Origin of the sequence: Bacillus cereus group sp. BfR-BA-01441, assembly GCF_022663075.1 — a bacterium.
GTDB classification, from domain to species: domain Bacteria; phylum Bacillota; class Bacilli; order Bacillales; family Bacillaceae_G; genus Bacillus_A; species Bacillus_A cereus.
The window spans coordinates 1-20,521 of record NZ_JAKUEU010000007.1 but is presented as its reverse complement, the minus strand read 5'-3'; the positions used below and the strand labels follow the sequence as shown (position 1 = coordinate 20,521).

The window sequence follows — 20,521 nt, the reverse complement described above, 5'->3', positions numbered from 1 at the left end:
CATGTATAATGAGGAATATATTGATATAGTATTATATTAATGATCCATTGTAACAGTGAATATGTACAATAGCTTGTAGCAAACGCCCAAGTGTAAGAAAGGGCGGATAAACCATTCTTTTCTTCATATACATATAGAAAATGAGAAAGAAAGTGAGGGTTGCATATGGCTGCTTGGGTAATTTGGTTTATAATAGCTGGTATTTTATTTATCGCGGAAATGTTGTCGATTACATTTTACATGCTTTGGCTTGGAATTGGAGCTGTTGTCGGAGGTCTTATTGCTTTGTTTGCTCCTGATGCACTACTGTTACAAGTTACTGTTGGTGCAATTGTAAGTTTAACTTTGACATTCTTTACGAAAAGAATTTCAAAAAACTTTCGAGAAGCAAAAGGTTTTACTGATACAGTAGATATGCTTGTTGGTAAAAGAGGGATTGTTATGCAAGCGATTACAAATGAAGCGAATGGTATTGTGAAGGTGGATGGAGATACTTGGACAGCTATTGCAGATTCTTCAATTGATGCTGGAGAAAAAGTCGTTGTTATAAAGAGGCATAGTACTATATTACAAGTGAAAAAGGAGAGTGAATAAATATGGTAGCATTAACGTTAACGATTATATTCGCACTAATTGTAGTTACATTTATCGCATTAACAATTAAAATTATTCCTCAGCAAAAAGTTGGGGTTGTTGAAAGATTTGGTAAGTTTCAACGTATAATGCACCCAGGGTTAAATATTTTAATACCAATTGTAGATCGTGTTCGTGTATATCATGACTTACGCATTCAACAAACGAATGTACCACCGCAAAAGGTAATTACGAAAGATAATGTTCAAGTAGAAATTGATACAATTATTTTCTATCAAATTGTTGAACCAGAACTTGCGACATATGGTATTTCAAACTATGAATATGGTGTTCGTAATATTACTTCAGCAACGATGCGTCAAATCATCGGTAAAATGGAACTGGATGAAACGTTATCTGGTCGTGAAAAGATTTCAACAGAAATCCGCTTAGCGCTTGATGAAGCAACAGAAAAATGGGGCGTACGTATTGAACGTGTCGAAGTTGTTGATATTAACCCGCCAAAAGATGTGCAAGCATCAATGGAAAAACAAATGAAGGCTGAGCGTAATAAACGTGCGATTATTTTAGAAGCTGAAGCAGCAAAACAAGATAAAGTCCTTCGCGCTGAAGGAGAAAAGCAAAGTAAAATCTTGATGGCTGAAGGGGATAAAGAAGCGCGTATTCGCGAAGCTGAAGGTATAAAAGAAGCAAAAGAATTAGAAGCACAAGGGGAAGCACGAGCAATTGAAGAAATTGCAAAAGCAGAACAAAATCGTATTGAATTGCTTCGTGAAGCGAATTTGGATGAGCGTATACTTGCTTACAAATCATTTGAGTCATTAGCTGAAGTTGCAAAAGGACCAGCAAATAAAGTCTTTATTCCGTCTAATGCAATTGAAACACTTGGTACTCTTGGGGCAATTGGAGAAATATTTAAAGAAAAACAAGCGAAGAAACTACCTTCAAATGATACAGGAAAAGAACAATAAAAGTGAGGAAGAGAAATGGTATACCATTTCTCTTTTTTTTGTGCGTATATTCTGAAAAGCTTGTACATATCCATGTATAAAGAAGGTGATGCAGTGAAAAAGTATGCAACTCGAATACATGGGAAGAAGCTGATTTCGTTACTCCTTTTATATGCGCTAATAGTAATTATGATAGCGTCGATTTTGACGTCATTTTTACATACAATGAAATCGAATTATGCAAATCAATGGTTTGGAAAAGTATCGATGCAAGGTTTTGTTCAAATGATAGAAAGTGAGAATCGCTATTACGGATTTGATTATTTTAAGAAGAATAAAAGAGAGTCAGTTGGGAATTTAATGTTCTCTATCGCAACAGATTTGAAAATTAAAGATTTAAGAACATTCGTCGGTAAAGAAGTACCTGGTATGTCAAAGTATTATTCTAATATTATCGTAGCTGGGGAAGGGACAAACTTGACGAATATCCCAAATGAATCTAGTGTACCGATTGAAGAAGTAACGAAAGAACGGGAAATAGCAAAAGATAAAGTTACAGAAGCGGAAAAGAATAATCCGGTTCAGAAAAAGAACGGAGCGAAAAAAGGTGAAAGTGCAGTATATATTTATCATACACATAGCTGGGAATCCTTCTTTCCATTATTACCAGGGGCAACTGATCCATCTAGCCCAGATGTAAATGTGTCTTTACTAGGGAAACGTATGAAAGAGCAACTTGAAGGACAAGGAATTCCGGTAGTTCATGATAAAACGAATATGGGTGATTTATTAGCGAGTAAAAAGTGGGTATGGTATCAGTCATATAAAGCGTCTCATGAATATGTAAAAGAAGCATTAGCACAAAATAATAAAATTGCGTTTCCGATTGATATACACCGTGACGATCAGCGTAAGAAAGTAACAACAAAAGTAATTAACGGAAAATCGTATGCAAGATTATATTTTATAATTGGGATGGAAAATGAAGGCCGTGCTGAAAATGAAAAAATTGCAAGAGCGATCAATAGTTATTTAGATGAAAACTATTACGGATTAAGTAGAGGGATTTTTCCAAAGTATAAAAAAGATGGAAATGGCGTTTATAATCAAGATTTATCGAAAAATGCGATGTTAATTGAAGTTGGTGGTGTTGATAATACGTTAGATGAATTATATAACACAATTGATGTGTTAACAGAAGCGTTTAGTAAATATTATTGGAATGATGCGGAAAAAGTGAATGGATGAGGGACGGGAGACCGTTCCTTTTTTATTTTGGAATCTTAAAATGTGATATAATTGAATTTTATGAATATTAAATAAAGGGAGAGAGAAACATGCAAATACTACTAATACGCCACGGAGAATCAGAAGCTGATATTTTACATGTGTATGAAGGTCGAGCTGATTTTGAGTTAACTGACAAAGGGAGACAACAAGTACAAAGACTTGTACAGAAAGTAAAAAAAGATTTTGCACCAGATTTCATTTGGGCAAGTACATTAAAACGCGCTCGTGAAACGGGTGAAACATTAGCAGAAGCAATTGGTTGTCCAATTCAATTAGAAGAGGAATTAATGGAGTTTAATAATGGAGTACAAGCAGGCTTATCATTTGAAGAAGCAAAGAAATATCCAGAGCCAAAGTTTCTTCATGATCGTTTTGAAAACGGGGAAACGTTTATTGAGTTTCGAATGAGAATAGAAGGAATCTTTTCTAAAATCGTGACAGAGAATACATATGACCGAATTGCAATTGTTGCCCATGGAGGCGTAATTAATAGTCTATTACGTGCATTTTTCAAAATGCCAATTTCAATGGACTACTATTTCAAAATGGGAGATACGGGAATAAGTTTAATTGAAATTGAGGGTGAACAAAAAACGGTGCATTTCATTAATGATACGAATCATTTGGACGGGATGTAAAGACTTATGTACAAAGTTGTATTTTTCGATGTTGACGGTACGTTATTAAGTGAGATTGATAGAAGCATGCACGAAAGTACAAAAGAAGCGGTACAAAGATTAATAGATAAAGGAGTTCACGTAGTTGTTACAACTGGAAGACCATATAGTTTATGCTCACAATTTAAGGAACTAGGTATAAATACGTTTATTTCAGCAAATGGTGCACATATAAAATGTGGGAAAGAAGTTATACATAAATCAGTACTTTCAAGCGAAATCGTTCATGATATTTCAAATTTTGCTGAATTACATGGTCACAGTGTTTCTTACTTTACAGAAGAATTTGCAATGAATAATATTGCTTCCAAAGATGAACGTGTCATGCGAGCGTTAAATGAAACCTTAAATTTAGAGCAGTATCCTGACAAAGTTAGAAACTTATCAGATGAGATGTATTGCATATGTCTGTATGCTGATGATACAGAAGCTCAAAAATTCATTGAAAGATATCCAGCACTTACGTTTGAGCGTTTTCATGGTTACGTTATAAATGTATTGGAAGATAGTAAAGTATCGAAGCTAACTGCAATTCAAAAAGTATTGGAACATTTAAACATTAGTAAATTAGAAGCCATTGCTTTTGGCGATGGTGGAAATGATATTGAGATGTTGCAGTATGTAGGATTAGGAGTTGCGATGGGAAATGGTGGAGAGGAGTTGAAGAGAAGGGCTGATTTCGTTACAACGAAGGCGAGTGAAGGCGGAATTTCTTATGCCTTAAAGAAGTTGCGCATTATTTAAAACTGATAGCTAGTCAGTGTGAAAAATCCTGTTTTAATAATGGCTTTTGTTAATATGTATACTGTTTTAGGGAATTATTTGAGCTCTCCTACTTACAATTTAACTGCAGAACAAATCCTTTATTTTCGCTTAGCAGGGCTGTTTGGTATGTTGCTGTCACCACTTGCAGGTTGTTTAACAAAGAGGTTTGAAGTAAGGAAAGTTCTTCAAGGAGGATTGTTGATTGCTATTTTTAGTCTAAGTTCAATGGGCTTTGTTTCGTATCTATCTCTACTTGTAATGATGAGTGTCTGTTTTGTAATAGGTATTGCTATATCCGTTCCGTCTTTAGTTTCTCTTGTAGGTCAATTAGGAGGGGAAATTAGGAATGATACTTTTTATTGGTTTTGTAGCTTCTCTATTTATAATTAATGAATGAGTGGAAAATCACTCAAATAAAGGAATGCGAGGATCTTTCATATGCTCGCATAATAAAATATGAATTTGTCCACGATGATGATAAAAGTGTGCAACGATTTCAAGTAACCATTCAAAGCGCGAATAAGAAATACCCCAATAGGCAGTCATAACTTCTGCTAATTCTATTTGGGAGTAGGAAAGAAATGTTTTAGAGAGAAGGTTGTATCCTTCAATCATCGTTTGTTGCATGTGAGCAACTGTTACGGGCGTATGTTCTATATAAAAGGTATGTAATTCTTTTTCTGAAATACCATTTAAAATGAGTAAATCAGCATGACAAATAAGAGAAAGATGTGCACACATTTCAAATAATGATCGTTTTGAGTGAATCGGTTGTATTTTTAAATCGTTTTCACTATATTGGTTAAGCATATAAATAGAAGTATCAATAGCAACTTTTAGTTGATGCAATGCAGATTGAACAAACATTGTAATTCTCCTCGTCTCCGTATATAATAGTTTCTTGAGGATATTATATCATACTCAAAATTCCGAAAATTCTAGTAGTTTGACTAGCATAATGAAAAGTATTATATTGTAAAAGGTCATATGAAACGTGAAATAGAATGGAATGCAATTATTGAGTTAGGAGTTAGACCAATGAGTTTGAAATATGGAAGAGATACAATTGTAGAAATTGACTTAAATGCTGTAAAACATAATGTAAAAGAATTTAAAAAACATGTAAATGATGAAGAAATTAAGATGATGGCTGCTGTAAAAGCGAATGGGTATGGCCATGGGGCAGTTGAAGTTGCCAAAGCTGCAATTGAAGCTGGGATACATCAACTTGCAGTTGCATTTGTAGATGAAGCAATAGAATTAAGAGAAGCAGGAATTACTGTGCCGATTTTAATTTTAGGATACACACCAGTAGCGGCTGTAGAAGATGTAATTCAATATGACGTTATGATGACTGTTTATAGAGTAGAAGATTTACATGGTATAAATGAAATTGCAAACCGTCTTCAAAAGAAAGTACAAATTCAAGTGAAAATTGATACAGGAATGAGTCGTATCGGTTTACAAGAAGAAGAAGTTAAACCATTTTTAGAAGAATTAAACCGTATGGAGTATGTAGAGGTAGTAGGGATATTTACGCATTACTCTACGGCAGATGAAATCGATAAATCATATACGAATATGCAAACAAGTTTATTTGAAAAGGCTGTTAATACAGCGAAAGAATTAGGGATTCAAATACCATATATTCATAGTTCAAATAGTGCGGGATCAATGGAATTAAGTAACACATTTCAAAATATGGTACGCGTTGGAATAGGTGTGTACGGTATGTATCCGTCAAAAGAAGTGGATCATTCAGTCGTTTCTTTACAGCCTGCGTTGTCGTTAAAATCAAAAGTAGCTCATATTAAACATGCGAAGAAGAATCGTGGTGTAAGTTATGGGAATACGTATGTAACAACTGGTGAAGAATGGATTGCGACTGTACCAATTGGTTATGCTGATGGTTATAATCGTCAATTATCTAATAAAGGCTATGCGTTAATTAACGGGGTTCGAGTACCTGTTATTGGCCGTGTTTGTATGGATCAGTTAATGTTGGATGTTTCAAAAGCGATGCCAGTACAAGTAGGAGACGAAGTAGTATTCTACGGTAAACAAGGTGAAGAAAATATCGCAGTAGAAGAAATAGCGGATATGTTAGGTACAATAAACTATGAAGTTACATGTATGCTAGATAGAAGAATTCCGCGTGTCTATAAAGAAAATGACGAAACAACTGCAGTTGTAAATATATTAAGAAAAAACTGAATCATTTCGATTCAGTTTTTTTATTCATATCAAATGCGAATATACCCTCGTTATGTAATACGGAGTAAACTTTGTGAAACACACTTTTTAGTTCATCTAAATTAAACTATCACCGGCAGAGATGACCAGTCCCGCAACAAAGATCTAATATACGAGAGTAGGGAAGAGCATCTTGTAAAACGAGGCTGGGTAGGAGTGTTAAACAAAATGTCTCCAATGTTTATTATAGATGTTTGCTAAAATATCATAATTAGAATAAATTGTTTTTTTAACATATGTATTCACCTAAAAATTCATTAAATTATAATAGTCATGCCTCGTTTTAATTTCAAAACCACATTGTGTATATAGTTTTAAAGCGTGGATATTTTTCGTTTCGACGTCTAACTCAATTGTTGAAACTCCTTCTGTAATAAGGGTATGTACTATATTACAAAGAATATCTTTTCCGTATCCTTTACCTTGATAAGAAGGATGAACGGCGAATCCTGATAGTGTAGTAGATTGCTCTTGTTTAGAAACTGTAATTGTTCCTATCACTTTTTCAGCAATAAGGGCACTGTAAACTTGATGGGAAGATGAATTCATCATTTTTTGTAACCATGTAGCCGTATTTTCTACTGAATCACCAAAAGCTTTACTAGAAATTTTAATAAGGTCAAGAAGTGATTCTGAAGGTGCAAGAGTAAGCTGTATATTATTATCTGTTGTTTTTTGAATTTCGTTTGTTTTGAACGCCATACTATATTCACTATATAAATATGGTAACTTCATATGTTTTACAAATTCATTCCCAGAAATAGAATCCCCATTAATAATAAGAAGAGCTTCATCTGTCTCTCTATTTTGTATTTCTTTCATTGCAGTTTGTAAAAGGATAGTTCCGAAACGTTGTTTTCTAAAATGAGGATGTACAAAGCCTATTAGTTCAAGCTTTGTTGGTCTTTCGAAATCATACATATTTAAAGCGCCAATTAATTGAGTACCGTTATAAAGAAGAAAATCGTTTATATAATCTTCATTTCGATTTTTTAAAAAGTTGATATGTAAATCTGAAGAGTAATCAAGGTTATCTTGTTGCCCGCAAATATAAGCCAAATCCTTCATTTGCTGTATTTCACTTTCTGTTACAGAACGCTTTTTCTGAATATCCATTTCATACTCCCTCTCATTCGTATTTAAAAATAGGATGGGTGACTTAACCATTTTTTTAATTCCACATTACCTTGCACAGATAACAGTCGGTATAAATAACGATAAGGTTGTCTATATTCTTCTAAGTGAGGAATAGACATAATTGTTTCGTAACCACTTTTAAAGGCATGTGCTTCTTTTTCGGTAAGTACATATTCTAGTCCGATAAAATCAAGTTCTCGCGGAGCAACAGCGTAAGCTTCAGTATCTACTAAACCCGTAATAGTTGTACCGTCAGATAAAAATTGAGTAGGATCCATATCAATTAAGACGAGTGTAGATTCCTTTGGTACGGACAGGGAAGAAAGTTGTGATTCAAAGGTAGGGAATGCATTTTTTATGCTTTCATCATCGGAATAAAACATATTCACAAGCTCTTTACTCACGTTTAAAATATGTGATTGGAATTCATCTAGTGGAACTTGGAACGTGCCTGACGGATTTCCTATGAAATCGGCTTTAAATTTATGTATTTCTGCAAGTCCTTTTCCTAGGCTGAATAAAATAGAATCTGGTTGCTCGATAAAAGATTGAACTGTGTTACCTACTAACTTTTCGACCACCACAAATTCACGGCTATTTAAAACATGTTTTTCTAATATTGTTGGGATAGGAAGATTCGTATGTTCTTGCAGCAATGTATGTACAGTTTCTAAATGATGGACGTTCCTTGGATCAATTCCAAATAGATTTTTACATCCCCACCAAAAATCATTATTTGGTTCTTCATTCATTTTAGAAGCACGAACGATAACTTCTGTATCTTCTGTTTGAACGAGAAAAACATCACTTGCATGATCTTCATAACCTGGGTGCAAGGCTTGAACGGATAGAATAGGTGAATTGAATAGTTGTTGTAACATGAAAAGACTCCTTTTTTTGTAAATTCCATAAATTTATTATATAACAGATGATGTGTTATGAGGATAAAGATAAAAAGATAGACAGCATACTTACATTTATAGTGAAAACTCATTAAAAATATTATATTTCTCTATTTTTGTATGAATTGTCTAAAAATAATAGTGGTAATACTTGAATGTAAGACTCGTATCTTTAAATCTATGAAGAGTAAAAGTAAGCATTCATTTATAAGATTGTGAATCACAATAATGTAGACTATAGAAAATATTTCTCAATAATAAAATGAAGAGAAAAGCATGAAGAAGTAGAATGCATTCATTTATAATAGACTTAAATTAATTAATATAATTAATTGTTAATTTTATTATATTAATTGGATAGGAGAGAATGTTATGGCAAATGTACTCGTAATAAATTTTCCTGGGGAAGGTCATATTAATCCGACTTTAGCTGTTGTAAGTGAGTTAATTCAGCGAGGGGAAACAGTTGTTTCTTATTGTATTGAAGATTATAGAAAGAAGGTTGAAGCAACAGGTGCGGAATTCCGAGTGTTTGAGAATTTTCTCTCTCAAATTAATATTATGGAACGAGTAAATGAAGGTGGGAGCCCTTTGACGATGCTATCTCATATGATTGAAGCATCAGAGCGTATTGTTACTCAAATTGTAGAAGAAACAAAAGAGGAAAAATATGATTATTTGATATATGATAATCATTTTCCAGTAGGACGTATTATAGCGAATATTTTACAATTACCAAGCGTTTCATCCTGTACAACGTTTGCTGTTAATCAGTACATTAATTTTCATGATGGGCAAGAATCGAGACAAGTAGATGAAATGGATCCATTATATCAATCTTGTTTAGCGGGAATGGAAAGATGGAATAAGCAGTATGGAATGAAATGTAATAGTATGTATGATATTATGAACCATCCTGGTGATATTACGATTGTATATACTTCAGAAAAATATCAGCCACGTTCAGAGGTATTTGATGAATCGTATAAATTTGTAGGTCCATCAATTGCTACTCGAAAAGAAGTGGGGAGTTTTCCTACAGAAGATTTAAAAAATGAAAAAGTGATTTTCATTTCTATGGGAACAGTTTTTAATGAACAACCTGCTTTGTATGAAAAATGTTTTGAAGCGTTTAAAGATGTAGATGCGACAGTCGTATTAGTCGTTGGCAAGAAGATAAATATAAGTCAATTTGAAAATATCCCGAAAAATTTTAAATTGTATAATTATGTCCCGCAATTAGAAGTTTTACAGCATGCTGATGTATTCGTGACACATGGTGGTATGAATAGTTCGAGTGAAGCGTTATATTACGGTGTTCCATTAGTTGTAATTCCGGTAACAGGAGATCAGCCATTCGTTGCAAAACGATTGACTGAAGTAGGGGCAGGCATAACACTTAATCGTAACGAGTTAACTTCTGAATTGTTACGTGAGACTGTAAAGAAAGTAATGGATGATGTGACGTTTAAGGAAAATAGTCGTAAAGTGGGAGAGTCGCTTAGAAATGCTGGTGGATATCAAAGGGCAGTTGAGGAAATATTTAAATTAAAAATGAAGCCGTACGTAAAGATTAAATAGATGTTAAAAACACACTTACTTTTAATTTGTAAGTGTGTTTTTAGTATTACGCGTTACATGTATTACATAAAAATAGCGATAAAGGTGAAACTTTTCTGTATATAAATCGATACCTTTGAATTAGTAGTAAAATTACGTTAAAATAATACTAAGAAAATATATAAGTTTTGGGGGTAATGAATGAAGAAAGTATTTGAATACGTATTATTAACAATTGGCTCAATTATAGTAGCAGGTTCATTAGAGCTTATTTTAGCACCTAATGGATTAGTAGATGGCGGGGTAACGGCTATTGCTATTATGGCAAATAAAGTCGCAGGATTGCCGCTTTATGGTGTGTTCTTAGGAATTAATATCCCAATTTTATTATTTACTGCAAAAGTAATGGGAAAGAAGTTTTTTATCCGTACATCTTATGCGAATGTAGTTACAACACTCGGATTAATTTATTTAAAACCATTTCCAGCAATTACGACTTCTGAGTTATTAATTGTACTTTATGGTGGAGTACTGTTTGGAATTGGTGTTGGGATTGTTGTTAAAATGGGTGGAGCAATTGACGGTTCGGAAATGTTGGCAGTTTGGATGAATAAACACTTTAATGTACCGATTAGTACATTTTTACTTGCAGTAAATGCAGTTATTTTCATTTTTGTTGCCATTTTATTTTCAATCGAACAAGCGATGTTCTCGTTAGCAATTTTCTATATTGTTACGAAGATGATTGATTTTATACTAGATGGTATTAATCAAGGTAAGAGCGTTATGATTATTTCTGGTAAGAATAAAGAAATAGGCGATTTACTTATGAAAGAATTGCAACTATCTGTTACGTATCTACATGGAGAAGGTGGTTTTTTAGGGGAGCATAAGAGAATCATTTATTGCATTACAAACCGATTCATTTATCCGAAAATGAAAGATCTCGTTCTCTCTGTAGATCCAACGGCTATAATTGAAGCTTCCTATTCAACAGAAACGACTGGTGTGAAACGTCCGGGAAGGAAAGCTAGGTCAGGTGAATAACTAGAAGAAGGCTGTCCAAAAAGTTATTTTGGAACAGCCTTCTTTTTTATTTTGTTGAATTGTTAACATGTTACAAGTTAAACCCACTGTTAACAAGTTTCCTTGCAACTAGGAAACCAAGCATCTTTCAATAATATAGCCAACGTTTCAATTTTATTTTCCGGAATACTACCAAAGCCGAGTAATACGTATGATTCCTTACGTAAATCATTCACGAAATCATATGGAGAAAGTGGGTATAATTTAACGCTTTGTTTTTTAGCGGATTCAATCAGTTCATTTTCATTCATACTGTTATTTACACATAAAACAATATGAAGTCCGGACTGTTCGCCAAGAATTTGAACATTAGCCCCCATTTCTTTCATAATGGATTTTACTAATGCATGATGTTTTCTTTTATAAAGTGTACGACTTCGATTAAGGTGACGTTCCCAATTCCCATTTTGTATAAAGTTAGCAAAAGCAAGTTGTTGTATTGTAGCGACTGTTTGTTTGAAAATTCCATGCAGTTCTTGGTATATCTTTAAAAGGTGTGGTGGTAAAACAACATATCCCATTCGTAAAGAAGGTAAAAAAGATTTTGAGAAAGTTCCCATATAAATAACGCGTTCATTTGAATCAAGACTTTGTAAAGAAGGAATCGGCTTACCAGCGTAGCGAAACTCTCCGTCATAGTCATCTTCAATAATGTATCCATTGCAATCATTAGCCCACTTTAACAATTCTAATCTTCTAGATAAAGGCATAATAATCCCGAGTGGAAATTGGTGTGATGGTGTAACGTATGCGACATTGGAATTTGTATTGTATAAACTAGAAATATCAATCCCTTTTTCATCCAATGGTATGGGATGAATTTGTCTATCGCAGCTTTTAATAATTGCGTGTATACGGTGAAATCCAGGGTTTTCAATGCCGTATTCTTTTGTAGGGCCAAGCAGTTGAAGCAGTAGCCAGAGAAGTGGCTGTGTTCCGGCGCCGATCACAATTTGATCAGGTGAAGAATGTACACCGCGAGAATGATATAAATATGTTGATATATGCTCTCGAAGAGCGAATTCACCTTGAGGATCTTCTTTGGCAAATAGTGCATTTTCGTATGTAAGTATGGATTCTTGTAATGCTCGTTTCCAATTTGTAATCGGAAATGCATTTTGATCAATAAGCCCTTGGCTACAATCATATTCAAATTTTTCTTCTATCAAATTGTTCGTCTTCTTTGCTGCATTTCGTTTTTTATTTGGGATAACGTCAATATCGAAATTTGCTACAAAAATACCACGTTTCGGTTTACTTTCTGCATAACCTTCAGCTAATAACTGTTGATAAGCTGATTCAACAGTAATGCGGCTAATATTAAGTTGTGATGCTAAATTTCTGTGTGAGGGTAGACGTGTGCCAACAGAAATAGTCCCTTGTATAATTTCAGCTTTTATATATTCGTAAATTTGCAAGTAAATAGGTGTGTTACTTTGTAATTGCAATGGGATAGTAAAATCCATATAAAACTCTCCTTTAAAACTGGCCTTATAAAAAACACTTAAACTGCCACTTAAGTAAAGGGCAGTTACTTTCTATAATAATGATATAACATTTAGAAAATTATTTAAATAGTTAAGGGAGAGTTAAAAATGAATGTTAAAGAAGTAGTAACAGAAGAGCAATTATATGAAGTATTACCTGTTTTACAGCAATTAAGAACGAAACTTTCAAAAGAGGAAACAAGCTCTTTATTTCGAAATATGAAAGAAGAAAATTATAAACTATTTTCGCTGCGTAATGAGGATGATGAAGTTGTTAGCCTTGCAGGTGTAGCAATTTGTACGAACTTTTATAATAAGAAACACGTTTTCGTATATGACCTTGTAACAGCAGAAGCACATCGTTCAAAAAGACATGGGAAAGTATTACTTTCGTATATAGAGAACTGGGGAAAGGAAAACGAATGTGAGTCTATCGTCCTCACGTCAGCATTTTCAAGAATTGATGCTCATCGTTTTTATGAAAGAGAAGGGTATGATAAGGTGAGTTATTCTTTTCATAAAGAATTATAAAAAATAAGAAGAAGTTGTCCCGCAAAAATTGGGAACAGCTTCTTCTTATTTTTTAAGTTATTATTAAACCGTAAATAGGTTGTAAGTTATGGTATATGTATTTGAAAAGGTTATATAGTGTATTTTGTCGAATTGTTTTAATTTAATAAAGAGAATGATTGGAGCGCTTATACTTGAAAAAAATAAAGAAACTATCAATCCCTAATGATGCTAGAGTTATCGTCATATCTGATATTCATGGAGAATTAAATCTTTTAAAAGAAGCACTACATAAAGTTAACTTTAAAGATGAAGATTATTTAATTATTAATGGAGATCTTTGCGAGAAAGGACGAGATAGCGTAGGCGTAGTAAACTACGTTATGAATCTTGTAAAGAACAATTCAAAGGTTCACGTTGTTGAAGGGAATTGTGAAGTTTTAGTTGATGCTCTTCTAAATGAAAATCCTGATCTTATTAATTATTTATGTATGAGAAAGCACTCGATTTTTAATGAATGGCTAGAGCAATTAGGTTTTTCAGTTCATGAGGGCACTTCAATTCGTGAAGTGAAAGAAGCATTGTTAAGTGAATTTTCACAAGAACTATATTGGCTAACAGAGTTGCCAACAGCGATTGAAACAGAAGATTATATTTTTGTACATGCCGGTCTAGAAGATAGAGTAGATTGGAAAGAAACAGAGCGCAAAAATGCGATAGCAATGCCACAGTTTTTTAATAAATCACATAAAGCAAATAAGTATGTAATAGTTGGTCATTGGCCTGTCGTGAACTATTCTGAAGAAGCACCGTCTAACAATCCAGTTATTGATAAGGAGAAAAAAATTATTGCAATTGATGGAGGAAATGCAATTAAAGAAGCAGGGCAATTAAACGTATTTATTATTCAGAGGAAACAAACCGGCGATACGTTTTCTTATACATATGTAGACTATTTTCCAGAGTACGAAGTAATAGCGGATTTTAATGCGAATTCAGAAATGCAGGGCGGAGTGACATATCCGTATTATTACATAGAGCCTATCGAGAAGATGCAAGACTACACCGTATGTAAACAAAAGGAAACGAATAATTTACTCACTGTAAAAAATGAATATATGAAACAACTTGAGTCAGGTGAATATACAGTGAAAACCGATATTTCTTGTGCGCAAATAAGCGTTAGGAAGGGAGATATCGTTTCTCTCATTGATGATAGCTGTTCAGGATATGATTTAATTAAAAAAGATGGCGTAGAGGGTTGGATAGGGAAAGGGATTTTAGTTGAGATAGAAAAAGTGAAAAATAAAACATTAAGCTGAAATAGGAGGGGTATAACCTCCTATTTTTTTAAAGGAGTAGATTGCTTGCTGTCTTTAATAAGTAAATAAATCGTACTCGGCAGAATGATAAGCGTCATTCCTAAAAGAATTGCTAGTATGCCATAACCTCTATAGGGAGCAGAAACGATAAAAGGAAGTATCGCTAAAAAAATACCTGCTATCATCATTGAAATACTACTAATATTTGAAGCTCTTTTTTCAAGGTGCTTATCATTCCATTCTAATGAAACGGTTGATTTAGTCGTATCAATTTTGGAACTGAAATAACCTATTAATATAAATAAAAGCCCTAATGCTAAAAATATGAAATGATCAAGAGGAAGTGAAAAGCCAAGAGCAATGAGGGCGATGACAATATCGACAAAAAATAAGAATAGTAACATTGTGTTGCCGATCCAATGGAGAAATTTCTGGTTATTCGCTACTTTAGATAAAGCTAAAAATACAAAGAATAAGAAGGAACATATAATTATATTTACGATTACAAAAGTGCTTTTATCCATTGTTGATGTAGGCGTTCCATTAAAGTCCCATTTCGTAACAATACTTAATGGTAAGAAGAAATAGAGAATAATATTTGTCGTAACAATAGTAAGAAATAAAGCAATACTAAATCGTTTATTCATTGAATCACCAGCTTTCTACATGAATAATTCGTACCTTATAACAAAATTATACAATATAATAAATGATATTTGTTTTGATTTTTCAGAAAAAATATTATAATTATATATGAAATAAAGAGGAGTGTAGGAGGAAATTATGAATAGCGTAATAGTAAAAGGGGATAAAGTAACAATTCGTACAATTGAAGAATCAGATATAAAAACATTATGGAATCTCGTGTTTAAAGAAGAAAATCCAGAATGGAAAAAATGGGATGCACCGTATTTTCCGTTTTCAATGCAAGAATACTCATCCTATAAGGAAAAGATGCAAACTCGTTTGCAAGAAGAACCACTGTCAAATTTAATTATAGAAAATAACGGTCAAATTATAGGGACGGTCGGATTTTATTGGGAGCATAAACCGACGCGTTGGTTGGAGATGGGAATTGTTATTTATAATCCAACTTACTGGAATGGTGGCTACGGTACAGAAGCGTTAACGTTATATCGAGATTTATTATTTGAAAAGATGGAAATTGGTAGAGTAGGGCTCACGACTTGGTCTGGTAATGAACGAATGATGAAAGTAGCGGAGAAAATAGGAATGAGCTTAGAAGGTAGAATGCGAAAGTGTCGTTATTATAACGGAACATACTATGATTCTATTCGAATGGGCATGATTCGTGAAGAATGGGAAGCGCTATGTGTAACGAAGGGGTGAGAAAGATTGTACGCTATTATTGCTACATTTGATCGTGTGTTTACTCATAAAATTACAGAACTGCAAAATGAATTAACAAATGTAATTGGAACAAATCAATTAGCTGGAGTAGAACCTCATATAACGATTGCGGATTATAATGAGTTAGATGTTCATTTGTATACGGAGAAACTAGGGGAGTTTGTAGCTATTCAAGAAAATATAGACGCAGTAACTTTTCCTTCTGTTGGAATTTTTCCTACTAATGGAACGGTCTTTCTAGCGCCGACCGTTACCGATGAATTGTTAAAACTTCATTATTCTTATCATGATTATTTTAAAACTTTTCATGACAACCCAAATTCATATTACGTACCGGGAAAATGGGTTCCGCATTGTACAATTGCAAATAGATTACATACAAAGCAGTTTTTAAGTGTAATGGAATATATTTATGGAAAGTTTAATTTTGCAACAGCTTCAATTGAGAAATTAAAATTAATTAAGGTGAATTATGAAAATGGTTTTGCCGTTTCTTCTAGTATATTAGCAGAATATAATTTAAAGAGAATGGAGACATCGAGATGACATATATAATTAGAGAAATGAAGCAAGAAGACATTCACGCTGTACAATCAGTAGCAAAAATAGCTTGGCATGATACATATGAAGGCATTATTCCGAGAGAAATTCAAGATAGTTTTTTAGACGAGGCATACTCTGATGAAAAAATGAAATATCGTCTTAAAAATACACATTTATTCGTTGCGGAAGAAGAGGGTAAAGTAATAGGGTTTGCAAACTTTTCACCTGTTAGACTACAAAACGAAGCAGAATTAGGTGCGATTTATTTGTTACCAGATCAGCAAGGAAAAGGGATCGGAAGTGCTTTATTACAAAAAGGAATTAAAGCATTAAATGGGATACGGAAATTGTACATACATGTAGAAGCAGCAAATGAAAAAGGAAAACGCTTTTATGAAGCGAAAGGTTTTGCTGAATTAGAGCAATTTGAAGAAGACTTTGAAGGACATATGATGCAGACAGTAAGGATGGTTTTATACGTATAAGGAGAACTAGTAATGAAAATTTTTGATTTTAGTGAAAAAGTAGGAAAGCACCTATCAGTATTTCAATCTAATTTCATCATGTCGAAAATATTAAACCATCGAGGAAATATACATATCGGTGCTATGCATTTACACGAGAATGGAATCATCGGTAATCATGAAGCAGTTGTATCTCAACTGCTTCTTATTGTGGACGGGACAGGATATGTATGTGGAGTAAATAAAGAAAAGATAAAGATAGAGGCGGGACAAGCTGTGTTTTGGGAAAAGGGAGAGCTCCATGAAACAAGTACAGAACACGGATTAACGGCAATTGTTATGGAAGCGGAGAATCTTGAACAAGCGATAGTAATGCCTATTATTCAAGGGGAGTTGTGAAAAATGATAATTAAGGCGAATCAAGAAGATAGCAATGAAATATTAAAATATGCGGCTCAATCGCTTTTTGAAGGGACGAGAGGGAATTGTCAATTAAGTACCGAGAAAGCAATTGAGATTACAAAGCCGATTGTAGAAAAAGGAGCATACTATTTAATTATTAAAGAAGAAAATAAAGTAATGGGATGGATATTAATAGGGGAAAATACAGACTATTTTTCTCGTGAAAAACTTGGATTTATATATGAATTGTACGTTTTCCCAAAATATCGCGGGAGAGGATTATCGCGAGAACTGATGGAAGCTGGTATTAAGGAATTACAGGAGAAGTATTCAGAAATTCGGTTGAATGTATTTGCTGGGAATTTTGCAAAAGAGATGTACGAAGAGTTTGGGTTTGTTGAAAGGCAGGTAATTATGACTTTGAAGTGAGTATTATAGTCTGAATGGGAGAAAATAATGATTTAGTGGCTACTTTCTCGCTGGGATTTAAAGTGAATAAGTCCTTATAAATATATAAAATAGATGGTTTGCCTTTATTTTATAGTAGATTTATAGAGTGTGCTAAAAAAATAAATAAATTAGTATTATACAATATATCGTTATTATAGTAAAAGAGAAATTTTGGAAAAATATCATTTTTTTGTTTAGAAATTTTTAAATTATTGATATAATCAATTTGTAGAATTGATTATTGGTTAATTTTACTATTTTTTAATTTTAAGGGGGATTTAATAATGGCAGGACAAATTCGTATGTCACCAGAGGAGCTTAAATCGAAAGCGACTCGATATGGACAAGGTGCAAATCAAATTGAGGACATTTTACGTCAACTACAAAACTTACAAAATGAATTAAGAGGAGAATGGGAAGGTCGTGCTTTCGAAGGTTTTGACCAACAGTTCAATCAATTAAAGCCAAAAGTACAAAACTTCGCACAGCTATTACAAGAAATTAATATGCAGCTTAATAAAACTGCAGAAGCTGTTGCTAGACATGACGAAGATCTTTCTCGTAATTTCGGTCTACAATAAGACAGATAAAAAGAAATATATAATTTAGCCATGCAACCATACGTTGTATGGCTAAATTACTTTAAAACTAGAGTAAGATACGAAGTCTTTCATTAGATAGACTCGCAGTCGCAGGAGTGATAAGTAGTGAAAAAGTTCAAATGGAGCATCTTGTTGTTTATTATTTTAGCTCTTGTACTATCAACAGGGGTCTCCTATTTAGCATTAAATCAAAATGTTAAGAAAGCTAATGAGAATACTACACCAAAAATGACAGTTGCGTTGGTAAATGAAGATCAGGGCACTGTATTTGAGGGCAATAAAATAGCGTTTGGAGATCAATTTGTTAAAAATGTAAATAAAAATACGAAACAAGAATGGTACGTAGTTAGTCGCGGGGTAGCAGAAAATGGATTGAAAAATAATAATTACAATATGATGATTGTTATTCCAAATGATTTTTCTAGGAAAGCAGTTGCGATTGATTCAGAGATTCCGGAGAAATTAACTTTAAACTACAAAGTAAATGCAACTGGGAATAAGGATTTGAAAGCTGAGGCAGAAAATACAGCTTCCGTTATTTTAGAAGATTTCAATAAGCAAATAATCGACGTTTATTTTGCGAGTATTATCGGTAAGCTACAAGGTGCACAAGATAATATAGGTAAAATAATTGAAAAAGGAAACGTTCAAACAACTATGTATAAAAAAGATATACATAGTCCGTTAGCAAATTACACAAATCAATTTAAAACAGTACAGGATTATACAGGTGTTTCTGTTAATAGTTTCAAAGGATTTCAGGATGTTTTAAAAGGTTTCGGTCAAGCGTTAGATGAAGGGAATAAATCTAACAGTACGTATTTAGATGGTTTTAATAACTTTCAAAAAATGCAAACTGATAACAATTTGTTAGCGAATAATTTCACAAATCAATTCAATCAATATATGAATGATATGAATACAGGCGATGCTTTAAAGCAATTAAGTGCATTGGAATCCGCTAATAAAATTATTTCAAATCAATTTACGTTTTCAGAGAAAGAACCGAATATTTTAACTGATGCTGCAGCGATTCAAAAATATTTAGCAGATGTAAAAAAACAAGTGTCTGAATATGATACAGAACTTGCAGGAAAGTTAGAAAGTGATATTCAAGAGACGGTAATTAAGAAGTTAAAGCAATCTATGTCGAATGATGGAAAGCAAGAAATCTTCATAAATACATTAATGAAACAACCAGATGCTCGAATAAAGAAACAAATCGAGAATTTAATTGCGAAATTACCTAGTTTAAACATGGAAGAAATCGGTCAAAGTGATTTGCCAGATACAACGAAATTACAACTGCAAAATGTAATTCAATTTACAAAAAAATATAATAAAGAAAATAATTTTTATTATGATCCTGTAAATAAAATATCTTTAGGAAACGCAATTAAAGAAGTAAAGGATAGACTTTATACAGAGGGAATTACATTTAGTGATACTGCGAAAGTAATTAAAATGGAATCTCCGCAAATTTTGAAGATAAAGATTCCAGAAGAATTTAAACTAGATGGAAGTACAGGATTCTTACATATTGATGGTGAGGATCGTACAAGTGATTTTCTTCAAAGCGAAGCAGGAGAAATTACAATAGCTCCTCGTAATGAAGGGGATATAAAGATTAGCTTGGATGTGAAGTTAAAAGATCCAAACATCAATATAGATGTTTTCTCTCCTGTAATGTGGCAGTGGGAATTGAGTGGGACTCATAAAAAAGAAACTAGTCCTGAAAAAGAAAAACCTAACAAAGAAGATAAAGGAACACAAACGGAAAATAGCAAGGTGGAAAATGTGGTTCATAAATCACAGTATGGCATAATGCCGTTAGTACACAATGCTAAAACGCCTATTATTCAAAAAACAGAACAGAGTAATAATGGTGACAGTGTAAATCCTGATGCAGGAGGAAAACCTGATACGGGAGGGAATCCAGACACAGGAGGAAAACCTGATACGGGAGGGAATCCAGACACAGGAGGAAAACCTGATACGGGAGGAAAACCTGATACAGGAGGAAAACCTGATACAGGAGGAAAACCTGATACAGGAGGAAAACCTGATACAGGAGGAAATCCAGACACAGGAGGAAAACCTGATACAGGAGGAAATCCAGACACAGGAGGAAATCCAGACACAGGAGGGAAACCTGA

At 33.4% G+C, this 20,521-nt stretch carries 23 protein-coding genes and 1 pseudogene; 18 read left to right on the top strand and 6 right to left on the bottom strand.

What is annotated here, in order from left to right; translation table 11 throughout:
- The first annotated feature begins 165 nt into the window (after positions 1 to 165).
- The 6 genes from MR107_RS05045 (at position 166) to MR107_RS05020 (ending at position 4,666) form a co-directional block, all read left to right on the top strand.
- A complete protein-coding gene (locus MR107_RS05045) occupies positions 166 to 594 on the top strand; it encodes an NfeD family protein (protein WP_000741976.1) in 429 nt (142 codons plus the stop codon).
- A gap of 2 nt (positions 595 to 596) precedes the next feature.
- Positions 597 to 1,565, top strand: a complete 969-nt coding sequence (locus MR107_RS05040; RefSeq protein ID WP_000226252.1) for an SPFH domain-containing protein — start codon at positions 597 to 599, stop codon at positions 1,563 to 1,565.
- A gap of 15 nt (positions 1,566 to 1,580) precedes the next feature.
- Entirely contained in the window at positions 1,581 to 2,792 is a 1,212-nt protein-coding gene (spoIIP, locus tag MR107_RS05035; protein ID WP_319006068.1) for a stage II sporulation protein P, read from the top strand.
- 89 nt (positions 2,793 to 2,881) lie between these two features.
- Complete coding sequence (locus MR107_RS05030) at positions 2,882 to 3,472, top strand: histidine phosphatase family protein (protein ID WP_242292107.1); 591 nt, start codon at positions 2,882 to 2,884, stop codon at positions 3,470 to 3,472.
- A gap of 6 nt (positions 3,473 to 3,478) precedes the next feature.
- Positions 3,479 to 4,255: a Cof-type HAD-IIB family hydrolase gene (locus MR107_RS05025; protein ID WP_242292106.1), complete on the top strand. Its 777-nt coding sequence runs from the start codon at positions 3,479 to 3,481 to the stop codon at positions 4,253 to 4,255.
- A 39-nt stretch (positions 4,256 to 4,294) separates the two neighbouring features.
- Entirely contained in the window at positions 4,295 to 4,666 is a 372-nt protein-coding gene (locus MR107_RS05020) for an MFS transporter (RefSeq protein ID WP_134207710.1), read from the top strand.
- Positions 4,667 to 4,681: 15 nt separating this feature from the next.
- Here MR107_RS05020 and MR107_RS05015 read toward each other — a convergent pair whose 3' ends face one another.
- Positions 4,682 to 5,143, bottom strand: a complete 462-nt coding sequence (locus MR107_RS05015; protein WP_000498002.1) for a DinB family protein — start codon at positions 5,141 to 5,143, stop codon at positions 4,682 to 4,684.
- Between the two features lie 171 nt (positions 5,144 to 5,314).
- Between MR107_RS05015 and alr the strand changes: the two genes are divergently transcribed.
- Entirely contained in the window at positions 5,315 to 6,490 is a 1,176-nt protein-coding gene (gene alr / locus MR107_RS05010) for an alanine racemase (RefSeq protein WP_002182683.1), read from the top strand.
- Between the two features lie 22 nt (positions 6,491 to 6,512).
- On the opposite strand, the pseudogene MR107_RS05005 reads toward alr, so the two are convergent.
- From MR107_RS05005 to MR107_RS04995, 3 genes and pseudogenes are all read right to left on the bottom strand, one after another.
- Positions 6,513 to 6,775: pseudogene (locus tag MR107_RS05005) on the bottom strand (class I SAM-dependent methyltransferase); the annotation flags it as partial.
- Complete coding sequence (locus MR107_RS05000; RefSeq protein ID WP_134207679.1) at positions 6,776 to 7,645, bottom strand: GNAT family N-acetyltransferase; 870 nt, start codon at positions 7,643 to 7,645, stop codon at positions 6,776 to 6,778.
- Positions 7,646 to 7,668: 23 nt separating this feature from the next.
- Positions 7,669 to 8,547 carry a nitrate reductase gene (locus tag MR107_RS04995; protein WP_033695494.1) on the bottom strand — a complete coding sequence of 293 codons (879 nt, stop codon included), beginning with the start codon at positions 8,545 to 8,547 and terminating at the stop codon, positions 7,669 to 7,671.
- 393 nt (positions 8,548 to 8,940) lie between these two features.
- Here MR107_RS04995 and MR107_RS04990 point away from each other — a divergent pair, with 393 nt between their 5' ends.
- Positions 8,941 to 10,149, top strand: a complete 1,209-nt coding sequence (locus MR107_RS04990) for a macrolide family glycosyltransferase (RefSeq protein WP_242292104.1) — start codon at positions 8,941 to 8,943, stop codon at positions 10,147 to 10,149.
- Between the two features lie 180 nt (positions 10,150 to 10,329).
- Positions 10,330 to 11,175 carry a YitT family protein gene (locus MR107_RS04985; RefSeq protein WP_000755126.1) on the top strand — a complete coding sequence of 282 codons (846 nt, stop codon included), beginning with the start codon at positions 10,330 to 10,332 and terminating at the stop codon, positions 11,173 to 11,175.
- A gap of 89 nt (positions 11,176 to 11,264) precedes the next feature.
- Here MR107_RS04985 and pdxR read toward each other — a convergent pair whose 3' ends face one another.
- The gene (pdxR, locus tag MR107_RS04980; RefSeq protein WP_242292103.1) at positions 11,265 to 12,680 is read right to left on the bottom strand and encodes a MocR-like pyridoxine biosynthesis transcription factor PdxR; all 1,416 of its coding nucleotides are present in this window, start codon (positions 12,678 to 12,680) and stop codon (positions 11,265 to 11,267) included.
- 129 nt (positions 12,681 to 12,809) lie between these two features.
- Between pdxR and MR107_RS04975 the strand changes: the two genes are divergently transcribed.
- Both MR107_RS04975 and MR107_RS04970 read left to right on the top strand, forming a co-directional pair.
- Positions 12,810 to 13,232 (top strand): GNAT family N-acetyltransferase, encoded by a 423-nt coding sequence (locus tag MR107_RS04975; RefSeq protein ID WP_098212890.1) that lies wholly within the window; start codon positions 12,810 to 12,812, stop codon positions 13,230 to 13,232.
- A gap of 173 nt (positions 13,233 to 13,405) precedes the next feature.
- The gene (locus MR107_RS04970) at positions 13,406 to 14,533 is read left to right on the top strand and encodes a metallophosphoesterase (RefSeq protein WP_048655643.1); all 1,128 of its coding nucleotides are present in this window, start codon (positions 13,406 to 13,408) and stop codon (positions 14,531 to 14,533) included.
- A 20-nt stretch (positions 14,534 to 14,553) separates the two neighbouring features.
- Here MR107_RS04970 and MR107_RS04965 read toward each other — a convergent pair whose 3' ends face one another.
- Positions 14,554 to 15,180, bottom strand: a complete 627-nt coding sequence (locus tag MR107_RS04965) for a DUF1648 domain-containing protein (protein WP_242292102.1) — start codon at positions 15,178 to 15,180, stop codon at positions 14,554 to 14,556.
- 136 nt (positions 15,181 to 15,316) lie between these two features.
- Here MR107_RS04965 and MR107_RS04960 point away from each other — a divergent pair, with 136 nt between their 5' ends.
- From MR107_RS04960 to esaA, 7 genes are all read left to right on the top strand, one after another.
- Positions 15,317 to 15,883: a GNAT family N-acetyltransferase gene (locus MR107_RS04960; RefSeq protein WP_084064600.1), complete on the top strand. Its 567-nt coding sequence runs from the start codon at positions 15,317 to 15,319 to the stop codon at positions 15,881 to 15,883.
- Between the two features lie 6 nt (positions 15,884 to 15,889).
- On the top strand, positions 15,890 to 16,450 hold the full coding sequence (locus MR107_RS04955; protein ID WP_000270858.1) for a 2'-5' RNA ligase family protein: 561 nt from the start codon (positions 15,890 to 15,892) through the stop codon (positions 16,448 to 16,450).
- Positions 16,447 to 16,932, top strand: coding sequence for a GNAT family N-acetyltransferase (locus MR107_RS04950; RefSeq protein WP_242292101.1), 486 nt, complete (start codon positions 16,447 to 16,449; stop codon positions 16,930 to 16,932). Before MR107_RS04955 ends, MR107_RS04950 begins: the two co-directional genes overlap by 4 nt.
- A 12-nt stretch (positions 16,933 to 16,944) precedes the next feature.
- Positions 16,945 to 17,310, top strand: a complete 366-nt coding sequence (locus MR107_RS04945) for a cupin domain-containing protein (protein ID WP_000688074.1) — start codon at positions 16,945 to 16,947, stop codon at positions 17,308 to 17,310.
- A 3-nt stretch (positions 17,311 to 17,313) separates the two neighbouring features.
- A complete protein-coding gene (locus MR107_RS04940; RefSeq protein WP_000584231.1) occupies positions 17,314 to 17,742 on the top strand; it encodes a GNAT family N-acetyltransferase in 429 nt (142 codons plus the stop codon).
- Positions 17,743 to 18,047: 305 nt separating this feature from the next.
- Positions 18,048 to 18,344, top strand: coding sequence for a WXG100 family type VII secretion target (locus MR107_RS04935; protein WP_000918601.1), 297 nt, complete (start codon positions 18,048 to 18,050; stop codon positions 18,342 to 18,344).
- 126 nt (positions 18,345 to 18,470) lie between these two features.
- Positions 18,471 to 20,521, top strand: a 2,051-nt coding sequence (gene esaA, locus MR107_RS04930) for a type VII secretion protein EsaA (protein ID WP_242292100.1), incomplete at its 3' end; no start/stop codon positions are given.

Excerpts from the sequence above, each read along its gene's own strand:
- MR107_RS05045 (WP_000741976.1), top strand. The coding sequence starts at position 166 with ATGGCTGCTTGGGTAATTTGGTTTATAATAGCTGGTATTTTATTTATC.
- MR107_RS05040 (WP_000226252.1), top strand. The coding sequence starts at position 597 with ATGGTAGCATTAACGTTAACGATTATATTCGCACTAATTGTAGTTACA.
- spoIIP (WP_319006068.1), top strand. The coding sequence starts at position 1,581 with ATGGTATACCATTTCTCTTTTTTTTGTGCGTATATTCTGAAAAGCTTG.
- MR107_RS05030 (WP_242292107.1), top strand. The coding sequence starts at position 2,882 with ATGCAAATACTACTAATACGCCACGGAGAATCAGAAGCTGATATTTTA.
- MR107_RS05025 (WP_242292106.1), top strand. The coding sequence starts at position 3,479 with ATGTACAAAGTTGTATTTTTCGATGTTGACGGTACGTTATTAAGTGAG.
- MR107_RS05020 (WP_134207710.1), top strand. The coding sequence starts at position 4,295 with ATGGCTTTTGTTAATATGTATACTGTTTTAGGGAATTATTTGAGCTCT.
- MR107_RS05015 (WP_000498002.1), bottom strand. The coding sequence starts at position 5,143 with ATGTTTGTTCAATCTGCATTGCATCAACTAAAAGTTGCTATTGATACT.
- alr (WP_002182683.1), top strand. The coding sequence starts at position 5,315 with ATGAGTTTGAAATATGGAAGAGATACAATTGTAGAAATTGACTTAAAT.
- MR107_RS05000 (WP_134207679.1), bottom strand. The coding sequence starts at position 7,645 with ATGGATATTCAGAAAAAGCGTTCTGTAACAGAAAGTGAAATACAGCAA.
- MR107_RS04995 (WP_033695494.1), bottom strand. The coding sequence starts at position 8,547 with ATGTTACAACAACTATTCAATTCACCTATTCTATCCGTTCAAGCCTTG.
- MR107_RS04990 (WP_242292104.1), top strand. The coding sequence starts at position 8,941 with ATGGCAAATGTACTCGTAATAAATTTTCCTGGGGAAGGTCATATTAAT.
- MR107_RS04985 (WP_000755126.1), top strand. The coding sequence starts at position 10,330 with ATGAAGAAAGTATTTGAATACGTATTATTAACAATTGGCTCAATTATA.
- pdxR (WP_242292103.1), bottom strand. The coding sequence starts at position 12,680 with ATGGATTTTACTATCCCATTGCAATTACAAAGTAACACACCTATTTAC.
- MR107_RS04975 (WP_098212890.1), top strand. The coding sequence starts at position 12,810 with ATGAATGTTAAAGAAGTAGTAACAGAAGAGCAATTATATGAAGTATTA.
- MR107_RS04965 (WP_242292102.1), bottom strand. The coding sequence starts at position 15,180 with ATGAATAAACGATTTAGTATTGCTTTATTTCTTACTATTGTTACGACA.
- MR107_RS04960 (WP_084064600.1), top strand. The coding sequence starts at position 15,317 with ATGAATAGCGTAATAGTAAAAGGGGATAAAGTAACAATTCGTACAATT.
- MR107_RS04950 (WP_242292101.1), top strand. The coding sequence starts at position 16,447 with ATGACATATATAATTAGAGAAATGAAGCAAGAAGACATTCACGCTGTA.
- MR107_RS04945 (WP_000688074.1), top strand. The coding sequence starts at position 16,945 with ATGAAAATTTTTGATTTTAGTGAAAAAGTAGGAAAGCACCTATCAGTA.
- MR107_RS04940 (WP_000584231.1), top strand. The coding sequence starts at position 17,314 with ATGATAATTAAGGCGAATCAAGAAGATAGCAATGAAATATTAAAATAT.
- MR107_RS04935 (WP_000918601.1), top strand. The coding sequence starts at position 18,048 with ATGGCAGGACAAATTCGTATGTCACCAGAGGAGCTTAAATCGAAAGCG.